This is a genomic window from Flavobacterium sp. GW821-FHT12A05 (genome assembly GCF_058807735.1).
In genome coordinates, this window is the sequence record NZ_JBXAQY010000010.1 from 147,405 (window position 1) to 168,692 (window position 21,288).

The following is a 21,288-nucleotide window of genomic DNA, read 5'->3' on the forward strand; positions in this document are numbered from 1 at the left end:
TGCAATGGTATTTCTTTTAAATAAAATTAAAATAAAGAAAGACCAAAACTCCAGCCCATCCATCCGTAAAGGCCTTTTTTAGTATCATTTATTACGTCGTAACGTTTTGTTCGATCCTGAACAAAAGTGGAGGGATTACCTGGAGTAGTTTTATTTCTTTTATCTGATGAATATAAATTGAAAGAAGGTCCGCCGGATATTGCAACGCCTTTGAATAAACGAAAAGTAAAAGGACAATCGAATTTGTATAAAAAGTTGTAGTAATCCCAATTGCCTAAATAAAGATATTGGGTGCTGATTTCGGGATTATAAGTTAAACGTTTTCCTAAAAGAATATTTTTTCCTAAACCTATCCCAAAAGAAGTTAGTTTTTCTTCGTTAGTTCGTTCGCTTTTTCCAGCCATTAAAATGGTATAAAGTTTATTATCTCCCGTTTTAACAGCAACATTAATATCGGATATTTCATTACGGGTAATATTTATTTTTTGATAGCCATCTTTTTTGAAATTCAATAAACCAAAACTATAACCTGAAGGAGAACCGGTTATGTTAACTAAACCAAACTGAACTCCGTCCAGCTCTTTGGCATAATTAAAAAGCCCGGCGATTTGAACACCGCGTACGGTTTGGCAGCCCGTATTATAAATGCCTGAAATCTGCAGTCCGTTTTGAGAACCTTTTACCGTATTATGAATTCCGGCCATTTGAACTCCTTTAGCATCTTCATATACATTGTTGTAAATGCCTGTTACTTGTAAACCAGCTTGAGAACCTTTTACGCTGTTATGAATACCGCTCATTTGCAGCCCTTTTAAATCGCCAAAAACATTATTGTAAATTCCGGCCAATTGCACTCCGTTTACAGAACCTCCCACGGTATTGAATATTCCAGCCATTTGCAGCGCATTTACGTTCATTCGGTTAATGTTGTAAAGACCAGCCATTTCAAAACCTTTAACCCCGCCGGTATATCCTCCTAATAAGTTTAAAGAAAAACTGCTGTTAATTTGGGAGTTCATCATACCGCGTGTGCTCAGACTCGGTATTAAAGAAGCTTGTACAGGAACTTCTGAAATAAATCCTCCCAGATTAAGCGATTGTATTTTTTGTTTGGAAGAAATAAAGAAACGCCCAATTCCGCTTCGTTCAACGGCAGAAAAATCACCATCGACATAATCTGATGATGAAGATGATTTTCTAGACCCCATTTGTATTTTAATTTCCGAGAGGAAAAGTGTCGTAATAGTTTTGTAGTTTTCTTTTACCACTGTCAGTTCAATGGTTTCGGGTACATTTTTTAGCTTAAGTTCAAAAAAACCTTCTTTATCTGTTAAGGTAGACTGCAAGGCATTTTTTTCGTAAACACTGGCGTTTTCAATGCGTTTGTTGGTTTGTACATCCATAATGTAACCATTTACAACCTGATGTTCGCCCACAACGCTGTTTTTTTCTAAAACAAGAGCGAGTTCTAAAGGGGCATAACGCAGAATAATAAAGCCTTTTGATTCTTTATATTCGTATTTACTGCCCAATAACTGGTCTAAAACATCTTTTATAGTAGACTGCTTAGTATGAATGGTAACGGCGCTGTCTTTTACGACTAATTTGCTGTAATAAGCAAATCTGAAGTTTCCTTTTTGTTCCATTAAATCCAGAATACGGCCTAATGGTTTTTTGTCTGCATCTATAGACATTTCGGTATCTAAAATAGATTGGGCATGAGCGTTGAAAAAAGCACTTGAAATAAGTAATAATAAAACTTTTGCAAAAGTAAGTTTTGAATTGAGAGGCATATAAAAAGGAATTATTCTAATACAATTTGATTGTCTTTATGTTCAATTTCGATTCGAAATGTTTCTTGAATTACTTCTAAAACCTGATCTAATGATTGATCTTTAAATACGGTTGTTAAAGGTTTTTCTTTTAAAGAAGCATTTTTAATCACGATATTGACATTGTATATTTCGCTGAGCGCTTCAACTAATTCCTGTAAAGGTGTTTCATCACAGACTAATTCCTTATTGCGATAATAATTGTATAATCTGCCTTTGCTGGTACTTTTTAATAATTCCGAGTTTTTATCGGCAATGACTACTTTTTCGCCGTGTCTTAATTCTACCTGATCTTTGTTTTTGCTCACTTTTACAATTCCGGTTTCGACATCAACGGTTGTTTTTCCGTTTTTGTTTTTCACATTAAAAGAAGTTCCTACAACTTGTACCGTAACATCATTAATTTTTATAATAAACGGTTTTGTTTTATCTGGAGCAACATTAAAAAAAGCTTCGCCTTTTAAAGTAACAGGTCGGGTTTTGCCTTTAAATTTACTGGCATAAGACAAAGAAGAATTTTTGTTTAAAGTAACCGTTGTACCATCTGGTAAAGTATCGTTTAGAATAGTGTTTGATGCATATATTTCAATTAATTTGTCAGCAGATTTATTTTCGAAATAAGAATATCCAAGCCATCCTAAAGTACTGACTAAAAGAATAGAAGCCGCAATGCGCAGCCCATGTCCTGAAGATTTTTTAGGCGTTAATACCCGAACGTCTTTTTCATGAATGCGGTTTTGCAGCCGTTTCCAGGCCGCATCTTCATCTATGGTTTTATTTTCGGATGCAATTAAAAGGCTGTCTTCCCATATTTTCTTAAAACCATTGTAATAGTTTAAGTTTTTTTCATCGGTCTTAAGCCAGCTTTCGACTGCTGCATTTTCGTCTGCATCAGTTTCGCCAACTAGATATTTCACTAGTAAATCATCGTTCATATTCATATTGTTTTGGCTCATGATCTTCGGATTAAATGTAATAAGGATAGGAGGAAAGGAAGATACTCAACCAGTTTTAAGCGTAATACTTTAAGAGCTTTGCCCATTTGGTTTTCGACTGTTTTTATCGAAATATTCAATTGATCGGCAATTTGCTGATATTTGAGCTGTTCGAAACGACTCATCTGAAAAATGGTACGGCATTGCGGCGGTAATTCGCTGATTGCTTTTTGAATGTCGTTTTCGAGTTCTGAGGCAATCATTTGGTTTGATGCATCTTGATTTGAGGATTCCATATCGCCTAAATACTGAAGTTGAAAAGAGTTTTTTATTTTTAAATGTTTGAGGTGATTGAGGCTTTCATTATGAACCGATCTGTAGAGATAGGCTTTTAATGAATCATCAATCTGAAGCTGTTCTTTTTTCTCCCAAATCCTAAAAAATACATTTTGTACAATTTCTTCGGCAATGACATCATCTTTCATAAAAGTGTAGGCAAAAGCATGAAGGTTTCTAAAATACATTTTAAAAACCTTTTCAAAAGCAGCTTCGTTTCCGTTCTTTATAGAACTAATATGGTTTATATTACTATACTCCACTAATACGTTTTGACATTCAATCAAAGATATATACTTTTTATATTTAATATTATTTTTTTGATTAATTGTAAGAAGGATTGGGCTGATCGTATATGATATTATGACTGGTTAACAGCCTGATAAAAGCATCAATCGTAGTATCGATATCGAGATCAGTGTTCAAACTAAATTCATAGCAGTGCACAATACAGCTGTGATCTGAGTGATAAGTAAAGGATAATCCTTTATCTGTTCCTTCGGTAATAACGGTTTCGTTGCCTTTGGTTTTTACACAATTATCTTTTCGGCTAAAGTATTCGAATAACTGTTGTTGAAATGTTTGTTGTTTTTCTTGATTGGTTTGCATGATATAGGCAATTTAAGAGGTTGAATTGTTTCTTTTTTTATTTTGTTTTTGGCAATCACATCGGGGCTGGCAAAAATGTAATATATCTTTTTCCTGAAGCCTTTTGCTTTTTTAACATCGCTGATAATATCCTGAAATTCATGTATGTTGAGGTATAAAGGATTGAGTTTACTTTTAAGCAGGCTTGTGATGCCATAGCGCGGTTTTTCTTCTTCATATTGAAAAGAGCCAAATAAGTGATCCCAAATCATAAAGGCTGCACCAAAATTTTTATCGAGATATTTTTCCTGACTTCCGTGGTGTACGCGATGGTTAGAAGGAGTTCCGAAATATTTTTCAATAAAGGGATGCAGTTTTCCAATGGCTTCGGTATGCACCCAAAACTGATATAAAACACTCAGCTGATTGGCAATGAAGAATACAGCTGGATGAAAACCGGCAAAAATTAACGGAATAAAAAATACAATTTTGGCATACTGAAACCAGCTCTGCCTAAAACTTACGGTAAGATTATAATGTTCAGCAGAATGATGAACGACATGAGTCGCCCAGAAAAATCGGCAGTAATGGGAAATTCGGTGCGTCCAATACGAACTAAAATCATACAATATAAAACACGGAATTAAACTCCACCAGCTAAATTCCATTCGGTAAGGCAGAATGTTGTAAATCCCGACCACAGCATAAAGCAGTCCTGTTTTCATTAATAAATTAACGGTTAGATTTCCAAAGCCTATTAGTACAGATCCTATAGTTTCTTTTCGGTCAAATTCTTTGCGTTCCAGGAAATAAAAAGCAACAAATTCCAGTATGGTAAAAAATAAAACAACGGGCAGGGCATAGACAATTAAATTGGGAGCGCTTTTTTCGACTTCGTGAATTCTTTCCATTGCAATAGGCTGTGCTCCAAAGATCGTCAGCTTAATAAAGAGATAATTGATGATTTTGACCATGATGATTTTTTTGATTGATTATGCGATTTGAATGTTGATTGTAAATAAGGAATGGTGTAATTCGACTTTTTGGCAGATACCATTTGCGAAATGGTAATCATTGTAATTCCCGTCTGGCAATACAATACGGTAGGAGTGATTGTTTGTTTTTTTGATGGTTAGGAATTGCTGAAAACTATCCGAATAAACCTGATTTTCTCCTATAGGTTCTTTGCTGTAAAGCAGCATAAGGTTGTAATCGATATATTGTTGTTTAATTTGTCCTTTTTTATTCTCGGCCAAAGTTTTGTAGCTTGAATCGATAAGCTGAGTCGTTTTATTGGCTTTTTCTTTTCCGTTAACGTGGCGTTTAACGTAAGACGACATTAATTTACCATTTTTAAAATAAGAACCTTCTTCGGTTTTTACGTCAATACCAAAAATCAATCGGGTTTTTACTTCCGAAGAAATTTTTAAAAAGACTTCATCATTATTCGTTTTTTGATAAAACTGCATTTGACCAATAACAGTTCCATTGCGAAGCACATTATAGTTGACTGTTTTTTCCTGTGCCTGAGAATTTATTGTTATAAGGAAAAAGAAAACAGCAAATTTTGTCTGAAGATTTATTGCAGGAGAACTGAATTTCTCAAGTAGGAGAGCGTATTTTTTAAGTAACCAAAATAGTAATGCGGCAGTGATAATTAAAGGTATCATAAAGCAAATTGAGATTAAAAGTTAATTAATTGTACTCTTGTTATACTAGTAATACAATCGAATTACATTTTACCCCTATGTTCTTTTCAATTTTTTTTACTTTGATTTTTAATATTGAGGTTAAGCCATAAAAAAAAGCCCTAATTTTTATTAGGACTTTTTGAATTGAGAGGACTATGCCGGCGGTTTTATTTGTATTCTATCTCAAAATATTTTAGAATAGTTTTGTAATTGTCCTGGGCAGTAAGACAAGTATCAATTAAATATTCTTTAATATGATTCCATTCTTGTAAGCCTCTGTAATAAAAAAGTTTTAGTTCTTCATCAATAATAAAAGGCACAATATTGTTTGCCAGACATTCCTTGAAAATAATTAATCGGCCAACGCGGCCATTTCCGTCTTGAAAAGGATGTATTATTTCGAACTTATAATGAAAATCGATAATATCATCGATAGTTTTATTTTTAATTGTATGATAATCTGCAAGTAGTTCTTTCATTTTTGTACTTACCTGATTAGGTGGACAAGTCTCGTTACCACCAACTTCATTAGGCATTTTTTTGTATTCGCCAACATTAAACCAGTCTTTTCCGCTGTCAGAAGTACCAGATTTTAATAAAAAATGCAATTCTTTAATAATAGATTCGGTAAGCTTAGCATTTGCTTTATCAATAATAAAATCGATGCAGCGAAAGTGATTAGAGGTTTCAATAATGTCATCTACATTGATACTTTCTTTAGAAGCGCCAATTGTGTTGGTTTCAAAAATATATCGAGTCTGATCGTGCGTAAGTCTGCTGCCTTCAATCTTATTTGAGTTATATGTAAGATCAATTTGCGTACGGTGATAGATACCGCCTTTTAGCTTCATCTCTTTTTGTTCTTTCAGACTGTTAAGTAAAATGTTTTTACTTGTTTTTTTATTCCCTTTTTGAGGAAGCACAGCATCTTCTGGAATATTCCACGTTTTACCCGTTAGGAAGGCTCCTTTTATTTTGCCTGAAGCACAATAATGACGAATTGTCCTTTCGGATATTTCTATTTTTTTTGCAAATTCTGTTACCGAAAGATATTTCATATTTTATAAAATTTCCGTTATCGGCAAATATAGCATAAATTTTATTTAAAAAATGCGTTATTTTTGCCGATGCAGGCAAAACTGTGACAATTGAATTTTACTCAAACTTAGACATATACATATACCAGTTCCATTCCCAGGAATTTCCATTGTCATCAGAAAATGCCTGACTCCAAACAGGATTATTTTTATCTCGTGCGTCCCAGCGAAAAACGACTAAAATATTTTTTCCATTAAAAACGTCTTTAGTAACAAAATGTCCTACGTTGTTTTCAAAAGAGCCCAATACTGGCGGGTCAAGTTTTCCTTCATTAGAATCGGCCCAATAAATACTCCACAATTTACTTTTTGGGTTGAATAATCGAACCGTCATTCCTTCAAATGGTTCACCGTCAAAAGTTGCAAGAAAATTATCAATATTACCAATTCCGTTTAGGACTCTGTACATTTCCTGAGTCGATTCAAATTCAGTCCATTCTGTACAATTAGACAATCTGGAGTTTAATTTTTTGTTGCGCAGTTTCCACTTTCCTTCAAAAAAATCAAAATCATTTTTAGAAGAAGTTGAAGAGGCCGTAATAATAAGCTCTCCATTTGCATCAAAATTTATTTTCGGTATTTCTAAATTTTCAGTTGGTGCCATTTTCAGTTCTTTGATTTAAAAGTAATAATTTATTGTGAATAGGGTTATAGTTACAAATAGATTTTTATCCTGAAAAACAGGTGATTTGGGAAAATCATTCTCAGTAATTTCAAGGATACCGAAGCAGGAAAAGAATTAGTTTCTTTTATTAATTAAATACAAATTTTGAGAGAAAAACAAACTATTTCGAATTAAAAATTAAAGTTTTAACGACATATCGATTGATTTCTTAAATTTGTATCAAACGCACCATAAAAAACTTTTTATTATGCCTATAATTGAACAATCAGAATATAATTTTCCTTCTATTATTCATCGCAACAGGCACGTTTCTACTATTTATGCTGCTTTGTTTAAACGATTTGAAGCGCCAGGATATACAAGAGAAAAACGTGAGTTAAGCGACGGAGATTTTATTAATATCGATTTTATTCTAAATGATCCCAAAAAGGCCGTTATTTTATGTCATGGTTTAGAAGGAGATTCCCGCAGAACTTATAATAACAGCTGTGCGGCTTATTTTCAGCAGAAAGGCTTTTCTGTTTTTGCCTGGAACAATCGTACTTGTGGCGGCGAAATGAACCGACTTCCAAGATTGTATCATCACGGAGCAGTTGATGATCTGGATGAGGTGGTTCAGTTTGTTTTGCAAAAAGGATTCGAAGATCTTTATTTAATTGGATATTCAATGGGAGGCGTTCAGCTGTTGAATTATTTTGGATGGACAAAAATCGATGAACGCATAAAAGCAGCCGTATCGATTTCGGTGCCAACCCATATCGCAACAAGTGCCGAAGTGCTCAAACAAGGCTTTAACAGAGTTTATTTAAAGAATTTTACAATTGATATTAAAAAGAAACTCAAACACAAAGCAGCACAATTTCCTGATTTTATAAATAGTGATCAGATCGATAATATTACTTCTTTTGATGAGGTAGATCAATATTTTACAGCACCATTGCATGGCTTTGCAAGCCGTGATGATTACTATGAGCAGGTTTCTCCTGAGTTTTCTCTTAAAAATATAACTACTCCGGTTTTAATAATTAATTCTCTTGATGATCCTTTTTTGGGCGAAAGATGTTACCCTAGAGCCATAGCAAAAGACAGTGCATACGTTTATCTCGAAACCCCAAAGTATGGCGGACACTGCGCATTTCCGCTTCGTAATTCGGCGTATTCTTATGCAGAAAAAAGAGCGTATGAGTTTTTTGAATCCTGCGGACCTTTAGAGGTTTTTAAAGCTTAATTTAAAATAAAATAATCTCGTATTTTTAGATGATACAAAGTCCTAATGAAAATTAGGACTTTTTTTGTGGATAAAAAGAAGGAATCTGAGCTTAAGTTCGGAATCTGTCTCATAGTCAAAAAGTGATATCTACAAATCTAAAAAGGTCTATATAATTATTTTTAATTAGTGAAAAAAAGCGCTAGGATAGTACAATTTAAAATTAATTAATAGTGTTGATATTAGTTAAACGTTAGTTTTTTATGGTAAAAGAAATAATAATCTAGTATTAAATATTTTTACTAAAATTCCTAATAATCTATATTTCAGCTTTGTGAGTATAATGACATGATTGTTGTTCATTTGTTAACATTATATCCTTGTTAAAAACAGTTATTTTTCATTTTTTTGAACTAAATGTTAAATTGAAAATTATTTTAACTTGTTTTCTATTACCAGTTAATTATATTTTCTCTCAAGAAAGTTCCGATGTGTATAAGAGTATAATCCAAAAACTACTTTATCATTGGGGACGTTTTGCATCTATAATTTTGGCGATTAATAGATTCATCTTTGATAGATCAATAAATAATATTAAAAATCAAATAATCTAATTTCACTCAACGGAAATTAAAAACAATAAAATGAAAAAATTAATTGCATTAAGTACTTTCTTATTTATATCAGCTATAGGACATTCTCAATTTAAGACAGATGTATCGCCTATGATTAATTTTCAGTCTGCTAATTCCACTACATTAGGAACATTTGGAGATGTTCCTGTCAGTTTATACACTGGCACACCTAACATAGGTATACCTATACATAAATTAAATGAGCGTGGGGTTGAATTGGATATTAATTTGCAATATAATCCTAGAGGTGTAAGGGTTGATGACGTTCCGGGATGGGTAGGGTCAAATTGGTCACTAAATGCAGGAGGGGTAATTACCCGATCGGTTAGAGGAACTTCTTATGATGAATTGAATTTTTTTCATGGTAAAGATATTAATACTAACCCTATTACTCCTGCTTATGCTGAGTGGCCTACTTCAATAGGAGGAGGATTGTCATATCAAGAACTTTTTCAAAGAGGTTATTTTTATCATACAGCAAAACTCAATGTTAGTAATTGGGATAACACAACCAATTTGACTAATCTGGCTTACAATTCATATTTGAATTTCTATGAGGCTGGTAAAATGAGAGAACAAAATTTTAGGATGGATTTAGAACCTGATTTGTTTACATTCAATTTTATGGGACATACGGGACACTTTTTTCTTGGTCACGATGGCCAATGGAAAGTATTTTCGAACTCTAATTTAAAGGTTGTTTGCAATTTAGATACTGATATCGCATACCCAACACCAAAATTTCAGGGAAATATGCTTGACTCGACCATTTATACATATCCAAAAGTAATTAATAAAATTACCTTAGTAGATGAAAAAGGGAATAAATATTTATTCGATCAGGTTGAACTAACATTTACCAATATTTTTTGTGACAGACCTCCATTAAATAAAGATGCAAGATGTATTTCGAGTGCTTTTTATTTAACAAAGGTCACCGATATAAATGAAAATATTTTATTTAAATTCGAGTATGAAAAAGGGCCTTGGCAAGGAAAATTTAATATGAATTTTAACGCCAGCTTGTATACAAGTGCTTATGATGGCGGACCAAATGTGTCAAATACTTCAATTGCAGAATTTTCACCAAATAGAGACTGGCATTCGGCTGGATTTGGAGCTTCGGGACAATTAATACTTCCTAGTTATTTAAAAAAGATTAAAACAGAATCTGGAATTGAAGTAAATTTTAATTCGGAATTAGTGCAAAATGCTTTTAAATACACAAGAGGAGGAGGAAACCCGCTTATAGACGATAGAACTGAAACTTTATATGGCAATACTTATGGCGGGAATGTTGACATGTATTTTTTATCTAAAGAGCCGGATTTAATAACCAACAGTAGTGGTGGAAATTCTATTAGTATTTGGGATAGGTTGAAAAACAAAAAGCTCACTAATATTGAGATTAAGGACAATTCAAATAATTTGATTAATGTAAACCTTAGTTTTTTTGATGCTAATGGAATACGTTTGATGTTAACGGGTCTTGATTTTAATAATTCAAAAAAATACAAATTTGAATACAGCGGTCCAAATCTTCCAGGTTTTCTTAATTTGTCTGTTGATCATTTAGGATATTATAATGCCCTGCCTTTTAAGTTCACCCTGAACTTTAAGGATTATAATTTCTGGACTACTGAATTAAATGCTTCTAGAGCGACCAATCAAAATGCGTTGGCTGGCTCGTTAAGAAAAATCATTTATCCAACCGGAGGTTATACTGAATTTGAATTCGAACCTCATTCCTATTCTAAAAAACTAAACGATAATAACCAATTAGTTTCTTCTAGTGGAATAATTGGCGGATTGAGAATAAAAAAAATAATCAATAATTTTAATAACTCTATTGAAATAAAAGAATATCAGTACACTAAATCAATTACAGATAATACTTCGAGTGGTAATTTAATATATAATCCCGTTTATTTTAAAGATTCTGGAAATATTAGTTACCCTACACAATTAACTGCTAATGGAAGCCCTCTTTATACCAGATCGTTAAATTCATTGACTTCTATGGCAAATTTCATGGGAGTTCAATTGGAATATACGGATGTGATTGAAAAGACATCAGGGAATGGTTACACACATTATAAATTTTCTAATTATGAAGAATTCCCGGATATTGATCCTGTAGTTTTACATCCGGCTGCTTTACCTTTCGTTCCAAAGACAGACAGAAGTTATGAAAGAGGATTTATTAAAGAAAAAATGATCTATAATGAAAGTAATATTTTATTGCAAAAAAGCCAGTATAAATATCAAGCATTAAATTCACTTCAGGTAAATGCGGTGAATTTAAATTTTAGTTATCATATTGGCTGCACAGGTTGTTCTAGCCCTTATGGTAATTCCTATTGGTTTTTGCCTTTTTGCGCAGCATACAAAATACCTTATTCAGACAAATATTTGGTAGAAGAAGTTGACAATATATATAGTCCAAATGGGAACTTTATTTATTTACTTAAAAATAAGAGTTATGTAAGATACCCTCAATCTTATACGGAACCTTTAGTAAATAACGGCAGTACTTTTTTAAAGTATGATTACATGTTAAGCTCAGAAAGTAATATAGCAGAGAAAACAACATATGAATATCCTTTTGAATCCAATACAGCGATAAATAACATTATGGTAAATAAAAATGTTCTTCCAATAATTGCTGAAAAAGCAGAAAAAATTCAAGGTGATCCTATCGATCCTTTATTTTTAGATCCTTTGTCAGAGAAAAAAATGGATTATCAAATAAATGCTAATGGAATTACAACTAACATACCCGTCCCGAAAGAATCATTTGTTAGAAAAGGTGATAATGCATTTGAAAAAGAATTTCTTTATACTAATTATGATGCTAAGGGTAATATAGTCGAATACAAAAAAGAAAATGGTTCACCTGTATCAATTTTGTGGGGATATAACAGTACTAAACCAATAGCGATTTTAGAAAATGTAGCCTATCAGACCATTTCAAATCAAACTATTGTGAATTTATTAAATCTGTCGAATCTTGATATTGATAATGGAATTGGCGGAGTAACTGAAAATGCATTAAGGAATGCTTTGAATAATTTAAGGATTTCATTTCCAAATGCAATGATAAAGACTTATACCTATGATTTGCTGACTGGAGTGACTTGGTATTCAGATGATAAGGAGCAGGTCACATATTTTGAATATGATAGTATGCTGCGCTTAAAAACAATAAAAGACAAAGATGGCTTTCTTCTAAAAGAAAATCAATATAAGTATAAAGAACTTCCAAATCCTGAAAATTAACTTAAATAATTAATTCATAATTCTAATCAAATTGTTTAAACGATCGCAACATCTTTATTTTATGAAAAAAGCATTTAGGTTTATAATCGTATTTTTATTTTTTTTCTCGTCTAAATTAATAGCACAAATTCCTGAAATTATTACTAAATCAAATTATGTAGTTACGGGTTCTGAAACTCTTATAGCTTCAAAAAGCATTAATTTGAAGCCGCAAACATCGATTAAGGCTGGAAGTATCTTTGTTGCTAAAGTAGTTCCTAATACTTACTCTCCTTTTTCATTAAGTAACGAAAACTATATTTTTAGTCGTGTATTTCAAACGGCCTTAACCAATAGTTCTTCAATTGCAAGTGATTCAGATGTTATCGAAAGTATTATATATTATGATGGATTAGGGAGGTCTATACAAAATATAGCGATAAAGGGATCTCCATCTAAGAAGGATATTGTTACACATATTTCGTATGACAATTTTGGCAGGGAGGATAAAGAATATCTTCCTTATATGGATATTTCTGGTGTTAACGGAACTTATAAAAATAATGCAGAAATAAACACAAATGATTATTATAAGTCAAATTATGCTGCCGATATTAACGCTCTTGTGCCCAATCCATTTTCTCAAAAAGAGTTTGAAAAATCGCCGTTGAATCGTGTTTTTAAACAAGCAGCACCAGGTAAAGATTGGGCTATAAATTCCGGACATGAAATTAAACTCGATTACCAGACTAATACTGCCGATGAGGTAAAATTATATTATGCAACAGCAACATGGAATGCAGCTTCGGGATTGTTTGAAATAACTTTTTCAGAAGGAGGAAATTACGTAGCTAATCAATTATTTAAAACGGTTACTTATGATGAAAATACAACTGCCAACCCAATTGAATCAGATGGATCTACTGTAGAATTTAAAAATAAAAAAGGTCAAATTGTTCTTAAAAGAACTTACGAATCAGGAATTAAACATGATACGTATTATGTATATGATATTTACGGAAATCTAACTTATGTTATTCCACCAAAAGCAGACGGCAGCATTACCGTTACGGTATTAAATGATTTGTGCTACCAGTATAAATACGATCATCGCAATCGTTTAGTTGAAAAAAAATTACCGGGAAAGCAATGGGAGTATATCATTTATGATAAACTAGACAGACCAATTTTAATCCAGGATGCTAATTTAAGAGTAGGTAAAAAATGGTTGTTCACCAAGTACGACGCCTTTAACAGACCTGTTTACACTGGAGAGTACAAAAATACAGTACAAATTGCACGTAATGCTTTACAGTTGTTAGCAAATGCAAGTGCATCAATTTTTGAAACTAAACAAATTGCAAACTCTATAAACGGAACGACAATTTATTACAGTAACAATGCTTTTCCAAATATAAATGATTCAAATATCAATTTGCTTACCATCAACTATTATGATGATTATAGTTTTGATACACTCCCTGTGGCTGCTCCAACACCTATTATAAATGCCAAAGGTCTGACAACAGGAAGTAAAGTGCGCATTTTAGGAAAATCTGATTGGATCACCAACTGGAATTACTATGATGCCAAAGGAAGGCCAACTTATAACTACAGTAAAAATGACTATTTAGGTACAACGAGCACCATAAAAACTGATCTTGATTTTGTGGGTAAGGTTTTAAAAACGACAGCTACACATTTTAGAAATAATGTTACCACCACTATAGTTGATGCTTTTACCTATGATGCTGCAGGAAGACTAACAAAACAAGAGCAAGCCATAAACGGAGCAGTAACACCTGAAATTATTGTTGCCAATACTTATGATGAGTTAGGGCAAGTAGTTAGTAAAAAAGTGGGTGGAAAAACAACTCAGGGCTTACAAACTGTAGATTTTAAATATAATATTAGAGGATGGCTTAAAAATATTAATGATGTCAATGCTATAGGAGCTGATTTATTCGCTTTTCAAATTAATTACAATGATATTGCTGACACCAACAAAAAGTTATTCAACGGAAATATTAGCCAGACTCTTTGGAAAACGGCAAATCGGGATAGTAGTATAAAAAATTATATATATACGTACGATAAATTAAACAGGCTGAAGAGTGCTGTTGATAATTTAAACAAATTTAATGAGAGTTTAAATTACGATAAAAACGGAAATATTACAAGTTTGGTAAGATTAGGACAAGTTGTGGGGGGCGTTCCTTTAATTACTAATCCAACCGATTTTGGCACTATGGATAACCTTATTTATACGTACGATGCAGGAAATAAACTGCAAATAGTATCAGATAGTGCTAATGATACTTATGGATTTAAAGACGATTTTATAGGATCAGGATCAGACACAACCATAGATTATACCTATGATGATAATGGAAACATGTTAACTGATACTAATAAAGGAATTACCAATATAACTTATAACTACCTTAATTTACCAACACAGGTAACTATTGGGGGACAAAACATAGTTTATGAATATGATGCCAAAGGAGTAAAGCAGCAAAAAACAGCAAATGGAATTGTAACAGATTATGCAGGAAGCTTTATTTATGAAGATAATCAATTGAAATTTTTCTCACAGCCCGAAGGTTATGTAGCATATAATTTAGGAACTTTTGATTATATTTACCAATACAAGGATCATTTAGGAAACGTTCGTTTAAGTTATGATAAAAACCTCATTATTCAGGAAGAAAACAACTATTATCCGTTTGGTCTTAAGCATATGGGGTACAATAATATTAACGTTTTAACAACTGGTAGTAGTACAGCACAGAAGTATAAGTACAACGGAAAAGAACTTCAAGAAGAGCTGGGGCTTAATATGTACGATTATGGTTGGCGTAATTATGACCCTGCACTTGGCAGATGGATAAGTCCTGACCCATTATTAAATGATTTAAAATTCGCTTTTGATGATAGTAAAGTCGATGACGAAGATGAAAACGAGGTTTTGGAGGCTTTAACTACAAAATTGGATACAGGAGGGGGGATTTATAATCCTGATAATTTAAACCCTTATGGATATGGTTACAATAATCCTATAAGTTTTAATGACCCAGACGGGAGATGTCCAATTTGTCCAGTTATTGCTTTGGTAATATATTTACTAACTCCTGAACCAGTAATGGCTCCTACCAAAGACCGTCTAGATGGAAGAAGAATGGGTGAAGCTAAAGGAATAAAAAATGCTATAATATTATCAACAATTCCTGTAGTAAGAGATGCATCGACTTTAAATAAACTTTCTAATGCTAGTAAAACTAGAAATGCAGTTGAGAAAACAGCTGAAAAAGCAAAGTCTGAATCAAATAGCAAATCTGATAGAAGTTTAAAAGACCCATTAAGAAGAGATAAAAATGGAAATCCAAAACCTGACCCAGAAGCAGAAGGAACTGCACACACTCAATTGGGTACTAAACAAGGAAGAAAAGGAGAATATAAACAAGGAAGGGAATTTGATAAAGATGGAAAAGCAGTAAAGGATATTGACCATACCGACCATGGAAGACCAGCTAATCACCCTAATCCACATCAACACAGATATGAACCAAGCTCAACAGGAGGGACACCTAAAAGAGGAGGAACTGAGCCACTGAAATAAAAATTATGAAGACAAAATTATTATTAAAGGGAAATAAAGATGAAAATGTTTTGTCATTATCTTTTGAAGACATTCTAAATTGCATAGATAAACCTGATTTATATAAATGGAAGATTTTATGGTTTGAAGGAGTTTGGAAATTAAATGATTCAATTATTGATTTTGAAAATAAAATTAAAAAATCAGAATCTGGCATTGAATATAAGTTTCGAGAGTTAATCGAACTATCAAGAAATTTGGAACAATTATTAGAAATTACTCTAATAGGAGATTCAAATAAGGATAATTTGAAAAGATTTACAAACGATAATGATATGTATGAAAAATGCCACTTTGTTATTGAGTTAATTGATTCTTCATATTGGGAATTTACAAGTGATGATTCTATAACTATTGGTAAAGTTTATGAGATGATAAAAAACAGTAGGGGTAGTGTTCAGATTAGATAAAGTAGGTTATGTATTAGATGGGTAATCTATCAGATGTATTATTGGTTAATTGCTGCATCTAACATTTACAAAAAATCAAATATTAATATCGCATAAAAATTAAAACCCTTGCTCTCCGAGGAGTTCTTGTAAGATGTTGTACAAACGTGTCTCAATTCGTACCCACAATCTAAATCAATAAAAAAGCCACTTCATTACGGAGTGGCTTTGTTCTAAATATTAAATAGAGGATTATTCGTTTTGAAAAGAAGGTAACTCAAAATTAAATAATTCGCTTGGTGGAACTTCTAAACTTCTGGCGATTTTGAATATTGTACTGACAGTCGGATTTATTCTGCCCCCCACTTCCGCACGAATCCTTTCGTGTGACACAACGATAATCGACAAAATATATAAGAAGAAAAGTCTCGTATAATGCAAGTTTTTTGCTATTCCAAAATTTTCTGCACCTCTCACACGAACCTTTTCGTTTGGTGCAGAATTAATAGAGAAAGAATATAAAAAAAACTTTTACCAATGTTTGAATCTTTTGGCGTGATACGTTCTGAAAACTAGATTTTAACTAGCAAATAGCCACACGAAAGGATTCGTGCGGGAGCGGGGCTCATTTGGATGAAGCAGTCGAAGAAAATTTTGATAAAGATAATGGAATGTTAATAAATTTGAAGTAAGATGAAATTTTTAGATTATTGTTTTTACAGAATATATATGTCCTTTAAGAAAAAGGATGATACTGGGTTAGTTCCTGCTATTATATATATATCATTGACAGAAATTATGCTATTGATTCCTATTGTTTTTCTAATTGTAGACATCTTAAAGGAAAATGGGTTACGAAATTATGTTAAAATATTTGTTATATTTTTTTGTATTATTATTATCATCATTAATGTAGTTATATATGCTATAAATGATAGATTGAGTAAAATTATAATCAAATTTAAAAAATCAAAATACAATCAGTTAATTAACTCTTTTTGGTTTTTTCTTTTATTTCCACTAAGTACAGTAATTGGTTTTTGGATTTACTATTTAATAAAAAACTATTAAGCTATATTAATCAAAAGTCATTACTTAAGTAGTGGCTTTTGATTTTATGACTCATACAAATGTGTCAATGTTCCAAAACACTGATTTATCGAGTTAAGTATTAATTTATCTATTAAGTAAGCAAAGTGTCATTTAGGGATAAATCAGAAATTCATACTATTATCCCCGCTTCCGCACGAATCCTTTCGTGTGGCACAACGATAATCGACAAAATATATAAGAAGAAAAGCCTCGTATAATGCGAGTTTTTTGCTATTCCAAAATTTTCTGCACCACACGAACCCTTTCGTGTGGTGCAGAATTAATAGATAAAGAATATAAAAAAAACTTTTACAAATGCTTGAACCTTTTGGTGTAATACGTTCTGAAAACTAGATTTTTACTAGCAAATAGCCACACGAAAGGATTCGTGCGGGAGCGGGGTTCAATTGAGAGTCGATGGACCAAGACAAAGAGATAGTTTAAGGAGCTTGCCTAGTTCCACAGGAAGTTATTATTCATTAAAATAGAAAAGAAAAGATAAAATGAAAAAAATATTTTTAGGATTAATTTTGATTAGCTTATTTTCATGTAACGAGAAAAGTAACGAAATAATCGAATATAATAAAGAGGGTAAAATTATTTCTAAAATGTTTGTTAGCAACGAAATTTTTTTAGATTCTGCTATATATTATAAAAATGGAATAGTAAACAAAAGTTATTTTAATAAACGTAATAACAATTCTTTCTACTTTAAATCTTTTACAAGTGAAGGAAAATTAATATCTGAAGGAAATACAATTAATAAAATAAAAGAAGGGAAATGGAAATATTACGATTCTAATGACAGAATGAAAAAGATAGTGGAGTTTAAAAATATATGTAATATTGAATATCCCAATCAAGAGTGGAATTATGAATCAAATGGCAAGTTAAATATTTCCAAGAGTTCTTTTTTTTCTTATACTTTTAAAAATTCTAAATTTGAACCAAAGGTAATTAATGAATTGACTATCAGATATGTTCCTTTAATAAAGAAAGATGGTGTAATATCGGTCATCTATTTTTCACCTGATTTTGATGATAAGTTTTGTAATATTAGTGAAGTGAATAAAGATGGGTTAAAATCATCTGACAATGGTGTTGTTTTTAAAATTAAGATTGGTTTTGAGAATAGGGGTGAAAAAAAATTTAGAGGATATATTGAAGAACATTTTTATGAAGATACAAATAATAAAGAAATTGTAAATCATAAAACTAGAAGAGTATATATTGATATTCCAATTATTGTCAAGTAATCAATGTAATGTATTTTGTTAAAATACAAGATTTTTTAACCTGTTGGGATGAGTATATTGCCTGTAAATGCAATGAAAATAAAAGCCATTGCTAATAGACTGCCCCGCTTCCGCACGAATCCTTTCGTGTGACACAACGATAATCGACAAAATATATAAGAAGAAAAGCCTCGTATAATGCAAGTTTTTTGCTATTCCAAAATTTTCTGCACCTCTCACACGAACCTTTTCGTTTGGTACAGAATTAATAGAGAAAGAATATAAAAAAAACTTTTACCAATGTTTGAATCTTTCGGCGTGATACGTTCTGAAAACTAGATTTTAACTAGCAAATAGCCACACGAAAGGATTCGTGCGGGAGCGAGGGGAATTCATAATTAATAGTAATTTAGAAAATGATCGTAATGATCCTACTTCGCCTCCATCTGTTATGCCTGTGACGCCACTGACTCCAATGCCGATAGTGCCAAGTCCAACACCAAGTCCAACACCGATACCGGTAGTTATACCAGGACAGACACCAAAGCCAGTGGTAATACCAGGACAGACACCAAAACCGCCAACTCATTTACCAAATCCAACACGTTTATAATAAAGAAGTTCTATGTGACTAGAGTTATTAAAAAAAGAATATAAATTATTAAATTTGTAAATTATGAAAAAGATTTTTTTTTTAGTTTTTATATCTTTTCTGTTACTTGTAAGTTATAATGCAAGTGCACAAGAAAAGGATGAAAATAAGATCGTTTATAAAAGAATTGATGCATATCCTGAGGATCCTCTTCCAAATGATTTAGTACCTAATAAAGAGACAGCTATTAAAATTGCTGAAGCAATTTGGTTTCCAATTTACGGAAAGAAAATATATAACGAGAAACCATTTACAGCAGAACTTACAAATTCAGGTATTTGGATTGTGAAGGGAACTTTAAAAGATCTTAATCTTGGCGCTAAAGGAGGAGTTGCTTATATAGAAATACAAAAAAGTGATTGTAAAATATTAAAAATTCATCATGGAAAATAAATTTAAACGTCAATTAATTAAGTAGTTAAGCGTTTTTTTGTGCCTATTGATTAGATTTTACACTATAACTATGAATATAAAAGGAAAAAGATGCAATTATGCATCTTTTTCCTTTTATATTCTTCTTTCAAGTTTTTTTCTTTTTTGTTTAGATTGTTATGTATGTTATCATTTATTTTTTCTCTACAATTACTATATCAGATATATTTTCTTTCACATACTGTTTTTATTCCAGATTTTAAAAGCTTTTTGAAGCAGTTGAAATGGAGTCCTGATACTTTCTTTCATGTTCAAGAATGTTGATGGCACCGTTTTTCTAAATTCCTTTTGCATCGAACTCTTTACCAAAGCACTTCCGTCTAAAGTGGATTTGATTTTGTCTTTTAAAACGTATTTAAATGTACTAAAACTCCAAATTCATGTTAACCTGAAAATGTTATATGCCAGAGAAAAATTATAATGAGAATTCAATAACCCCTTGTCCTCAGTTCGTGATATAAAATGTATACTACTTTAAACACAATTCTTTTAAAGTCAGAATTACAAAGTCTTGTCAAAATCAAATTATTTATATTTCACTACAGGAGTTATTTATTTGCGAAATATAGCAACTGTAAAATTTTTATTTAACGTTATTTATTTGAATATCAGTAAATTAGTAAATTAGCATAATGCTTGCTTATCTGTTTTCATATTTAGGCACATTAAAAAAGTTAACATGTTTTTGAAGTATTGAAATACTCAAGAAACAAATTAAACCTGATTTTTTAAATAGGTGCTTTGCCCGGATTATACTGCTAATATAGAAGTAAGGCGTGTCAATATTTATTAACCTCAATTACTCATTAAATATTAATCTTATGACAAAATCAAAATCTATTATCCTGATACATGGAAACTTTGTGAACCAAACCAGCTGGGAAAAGTGGAAAGAGCGTTACGAACAGAAAGGATACACTGTTTATACGCCCGCAAATCCCGGACATGATGGAATTCCTTCTGAGTTACGAAAACAAGTTCATCCTGACCTTACAAAAACGGGTTTTATAGACGTGGTAAACAATATTATAAAACTAATTGATACACTGCCTGAGAAACCATTAGTTATTGGACATTCAATGGCAGGAATGGCGTCTATGAAATTATTAGAATTAGGCAAAGCAGCAGCAGCTGTAAGTATTGATGGTGCGCCGCCAAAAAATGTATTTCCTCCATTTACAACATTAAAATCCGTTATACCGGCATTTGGTTTTTTCTCTTCTAAAAAATATTTTATGGGCAGCCGGGAATGGTACGACAAATGTTTTTTTAATACACTTCCGGAAAGAGAAAGAGTAGCCGCTTTTGATGCCGTAGCAGTTCCCGAAAGTTATAAAGTCAGCCGAGAACTGGTGTTGAATTCTTTTTCTAATATTGATTTTAGTAAACCGCATAATCCCATTTTATTTATTGGCGGAGGGAGTGATGCTATTTTTCCTTCCTCTCTTACAACTACACTAGCCAGAAAATATAAAGACAGAAACAGCAGAGTCGACCTGAAAATCTTTCAGGGAAAAAGTCACTTTATATGCGGAGAACCAGGCTGGGAAGCCGTAGCAGATTATATTTTAGACTGGTACGAAAAATTATAAAAAGTAATTCGAATAATGTATATAGAAATTA

17 protein-coding genes are annotated in these 21,288 nt (G+C 32.0%); 9 read left to right on the forward strand and 8 right to left on the reverse strand.

Annotation, left to right across the window (positions count from 1 at the left end):
- Positions 1 to 26 precede the first annotated feature (26 nt).
- The 8 genes from AC1RRQ_RS21505 to AC1RRQ_RS21540 form a co-directional block, all read right to left on the reverse strand.
- Positions 27 to 1,793 (reverse strand): STN and carboxypeptidase regulatory-like domain-containing protein, encoded by a 1,767-nt coding sequence (locus AC1RRQ_RS21505; RefSeq protein WP_493025020.1) that lies wholly within the window; start codon positions 1,791 to 1,793, stop codon positions 27 to 29.
- Between the two features lie 11 nt (positions 1,794 to 1,804).
- Positions 1,805 to 2,788 (reverse strand): FecR family protein, encoded by a 984-nt coding sequence (locus tag AC1RRQ_RS21510; RefSeq protein ID WP_493025021.1) that lies wholly within the window; start codon positions 2,786 to 2,788, stop codon positions 1,805 to 1,807.
- Positions 2,785 to 3,390, reverse strand: coding sequence for an RNA polymerase sigma-70 factor (locus AC1RRQ_RS21515; RefSeq protein WP_493025022.1), 606 nt, complete (start codon positions 3,388 to 3,390; stop codon positions 2,785 to 2,787). The genes AC1RRQ_RS21510 and AC1RRQ_RS21515 overlap by 4 nt, the downstream gene beginning before the upstream one ends.
- 37 nt (positions 3,391 to 3,427) lie before the next feature.
- On the reverse strand, positions 3,428 to 3,712 hold the full coding sequence (locus tag AC1RRQ_RS21520) for a hypothetical protein (protein ID WP_493025024.1): 285 nt from the start codon (positions 3,710 to 3,712) through the stop codon (positions 3,428 to 3,430).
- Positions 3,634 to 4,665: a sterol desaturase family protein gene (locus tag AC1RRQ_RS21525; RefSeq protein WP_493025025.1), complete on the reverse strand. Its 1,032-nt coding sequence runs from the start codon at positions 4,663 to 4,665 to the stop codon at positions 3,634 to 3,636. Before AC1RRQ_RS21525 ends, AC1RRQ_RS21520 begins: the two co-directional genes overlap by 79 nt.
- A gap of 18 nt (positions 4,666 to 4,683) precedes the next feature.
- Positions 4,684 to 5,361, reverse strand: coding sequence for a DUF6134 family protein (locus AC1RRQ_RS21530; protein ID WP_493025026.1), 678 nt, complete (start codon positions 5,359 to 5,361; stop codon positions 4,684 to 4,686).
- A gap of 188 nt (positions 5,362 to 5,549) precedes the next feature.
- A complete protein-coding gene (locus AC1RRQ_RS21535; RefSeq protein WP_493025027.1) occupies positions 5,550 to 6,440 on the reverse strand; it encodes a Fic family protein in 891 nt (296 codons plus the stop codon).
- 97 nt (positions 6,441 to 6,537) lie between these two features.
- Entirely contained in the window at positions 6,538 to 7,083 is a 546-nt protein-coding gene (locus AC1RRQ_RS21540; RefSeq protein WP_493025028.1) for a hypothetical protein, read from the reverse strand.
- Positions 7,084 to 7,351: 268 nt separating this feature from the next.
- On the opposite strand from AC1RRQ_RS21540, the gene AC1RRQ_RS21545 reads away from it, so the two are divergent.
- The 9 genes from AC1RRQ_RS21545 to AC1RRQ_RS21585 all read left to right on the forward strand — a co-directional run bounded on the left by AC1RRQ_RS21545 (position 7,352) and on the right by AC1RRQ_RS21585 (position 21,257).
- Entirely contained in the window at positions 7,352 to 8,332 is a 981-nt protein-coding gene (locus AC1RRQ_RS21545; RefSeq protein WP_493025029.1) for a YheT family hydrolase, read from the forward strand.
- Positions 8,333 to 8,955: 623 nt separating this feature from the next.
- A complete protein-coding gene (locus AC1RRQ_RS21550; RefSeq protein ID WP_493025030.1) occupies positions 8,956 to 12,225 on the forward strand; it encodes a hypothetical protein in 3,270 nt (1,089 codons plus the stop codon).
- 61 nt (positions 12,226 to 12,286) lie between these two features.
- On the forward strand, positions 12,287 to 15,826 hold the full coding sequence (locus tag AC1RRQ_RS21555) for a DUF6443 domain-containing protein (RefSeq protein ID WP_493025031.1): 3,540 nt from the start codon (positions 12,287 to 12,289) through the stop codon (positions 15,824 to 15,826).
- A 5-nt stretch (positions 15,827 to 15,831) separates the two neighbouring features.
- Positions 15,832 to 16,275 (forward strand): hypothetical protein, encoded by a 444-nt coding sequence (locus AC1RRQ_RS21560; protein ID WP_493025032.1) that lies wholly within the window; start codon positions 15,832 to 15,834, stop codon positions 16,273 to 16,275.
- 1,574 nt (positions 16,276 to 17,849) lie between these two features.
- Positions 17,850 to 18,602 (forward strand): toxin-antitoxin system YwqK family antitoxin, encoded by a 753-nt coding sequence (locus AC1RRQ_RS21565; protein WP_493025034.1) that lies wholly within the window; start codon positions 17,850 to 17,852, stop codon positions 18,600 to 18,602.
- 352 nt (positions 18,603 to 18,954) lie between these two features.
- On the forward strand, positions 18,955 to 19,194 hold the full coding sequence (locus tag AC1RRQ_RS21570; RefSeq protein ID WP_493025035.1) for a hypothetical protein: 240 nt from the start codon (positions 18,955 to 18,957) through the stop codon (positions 19,192 to 19,194).
- Positions 19,195 to 19,257: 63 nt separating this feature from the next.
- Positions 19,258 to 19,626, forward strand: a complete 369-nt coding sequence (locus tag AC1RRQ_RS21575; protein ID WP_493025036.1) for a YbbC/YhhH family protein — start codon at positions 19,258 to 19,260, stop codon at positions 19,624 to 19,626.
- 286 nt (positions 19,627 to 19,912) lie between these two features.
- Complete coding sequence (locus tag AC1RRQ_RS21580) at positions 19,913 to 20,086, forward strand: hypothetical protein (RefSeq protein ID WP_493025037.1); 174 nt, start codon at positions 19,913 to 19,915, stop codon at positions 20,084 to 20,086.
- A gap of 400 nt (positions 20,087 to 20,486) precedes the next feature.
- The gene (locus tag AC1RRQ_RS21585) at positions 20,487 to 21,257 is read left to right on the forward strand and encodes an alpha/beta hydrolase (protein ID WP_493025038.1); all 771 of its coding nucleotides are present in this window, start codon (positions 20,487 to 20,489) and stop codon (positions 21,255 to 21,257) included.
- Positions 21,258 to 21,288: the final 31 nt, after the last annotated feature.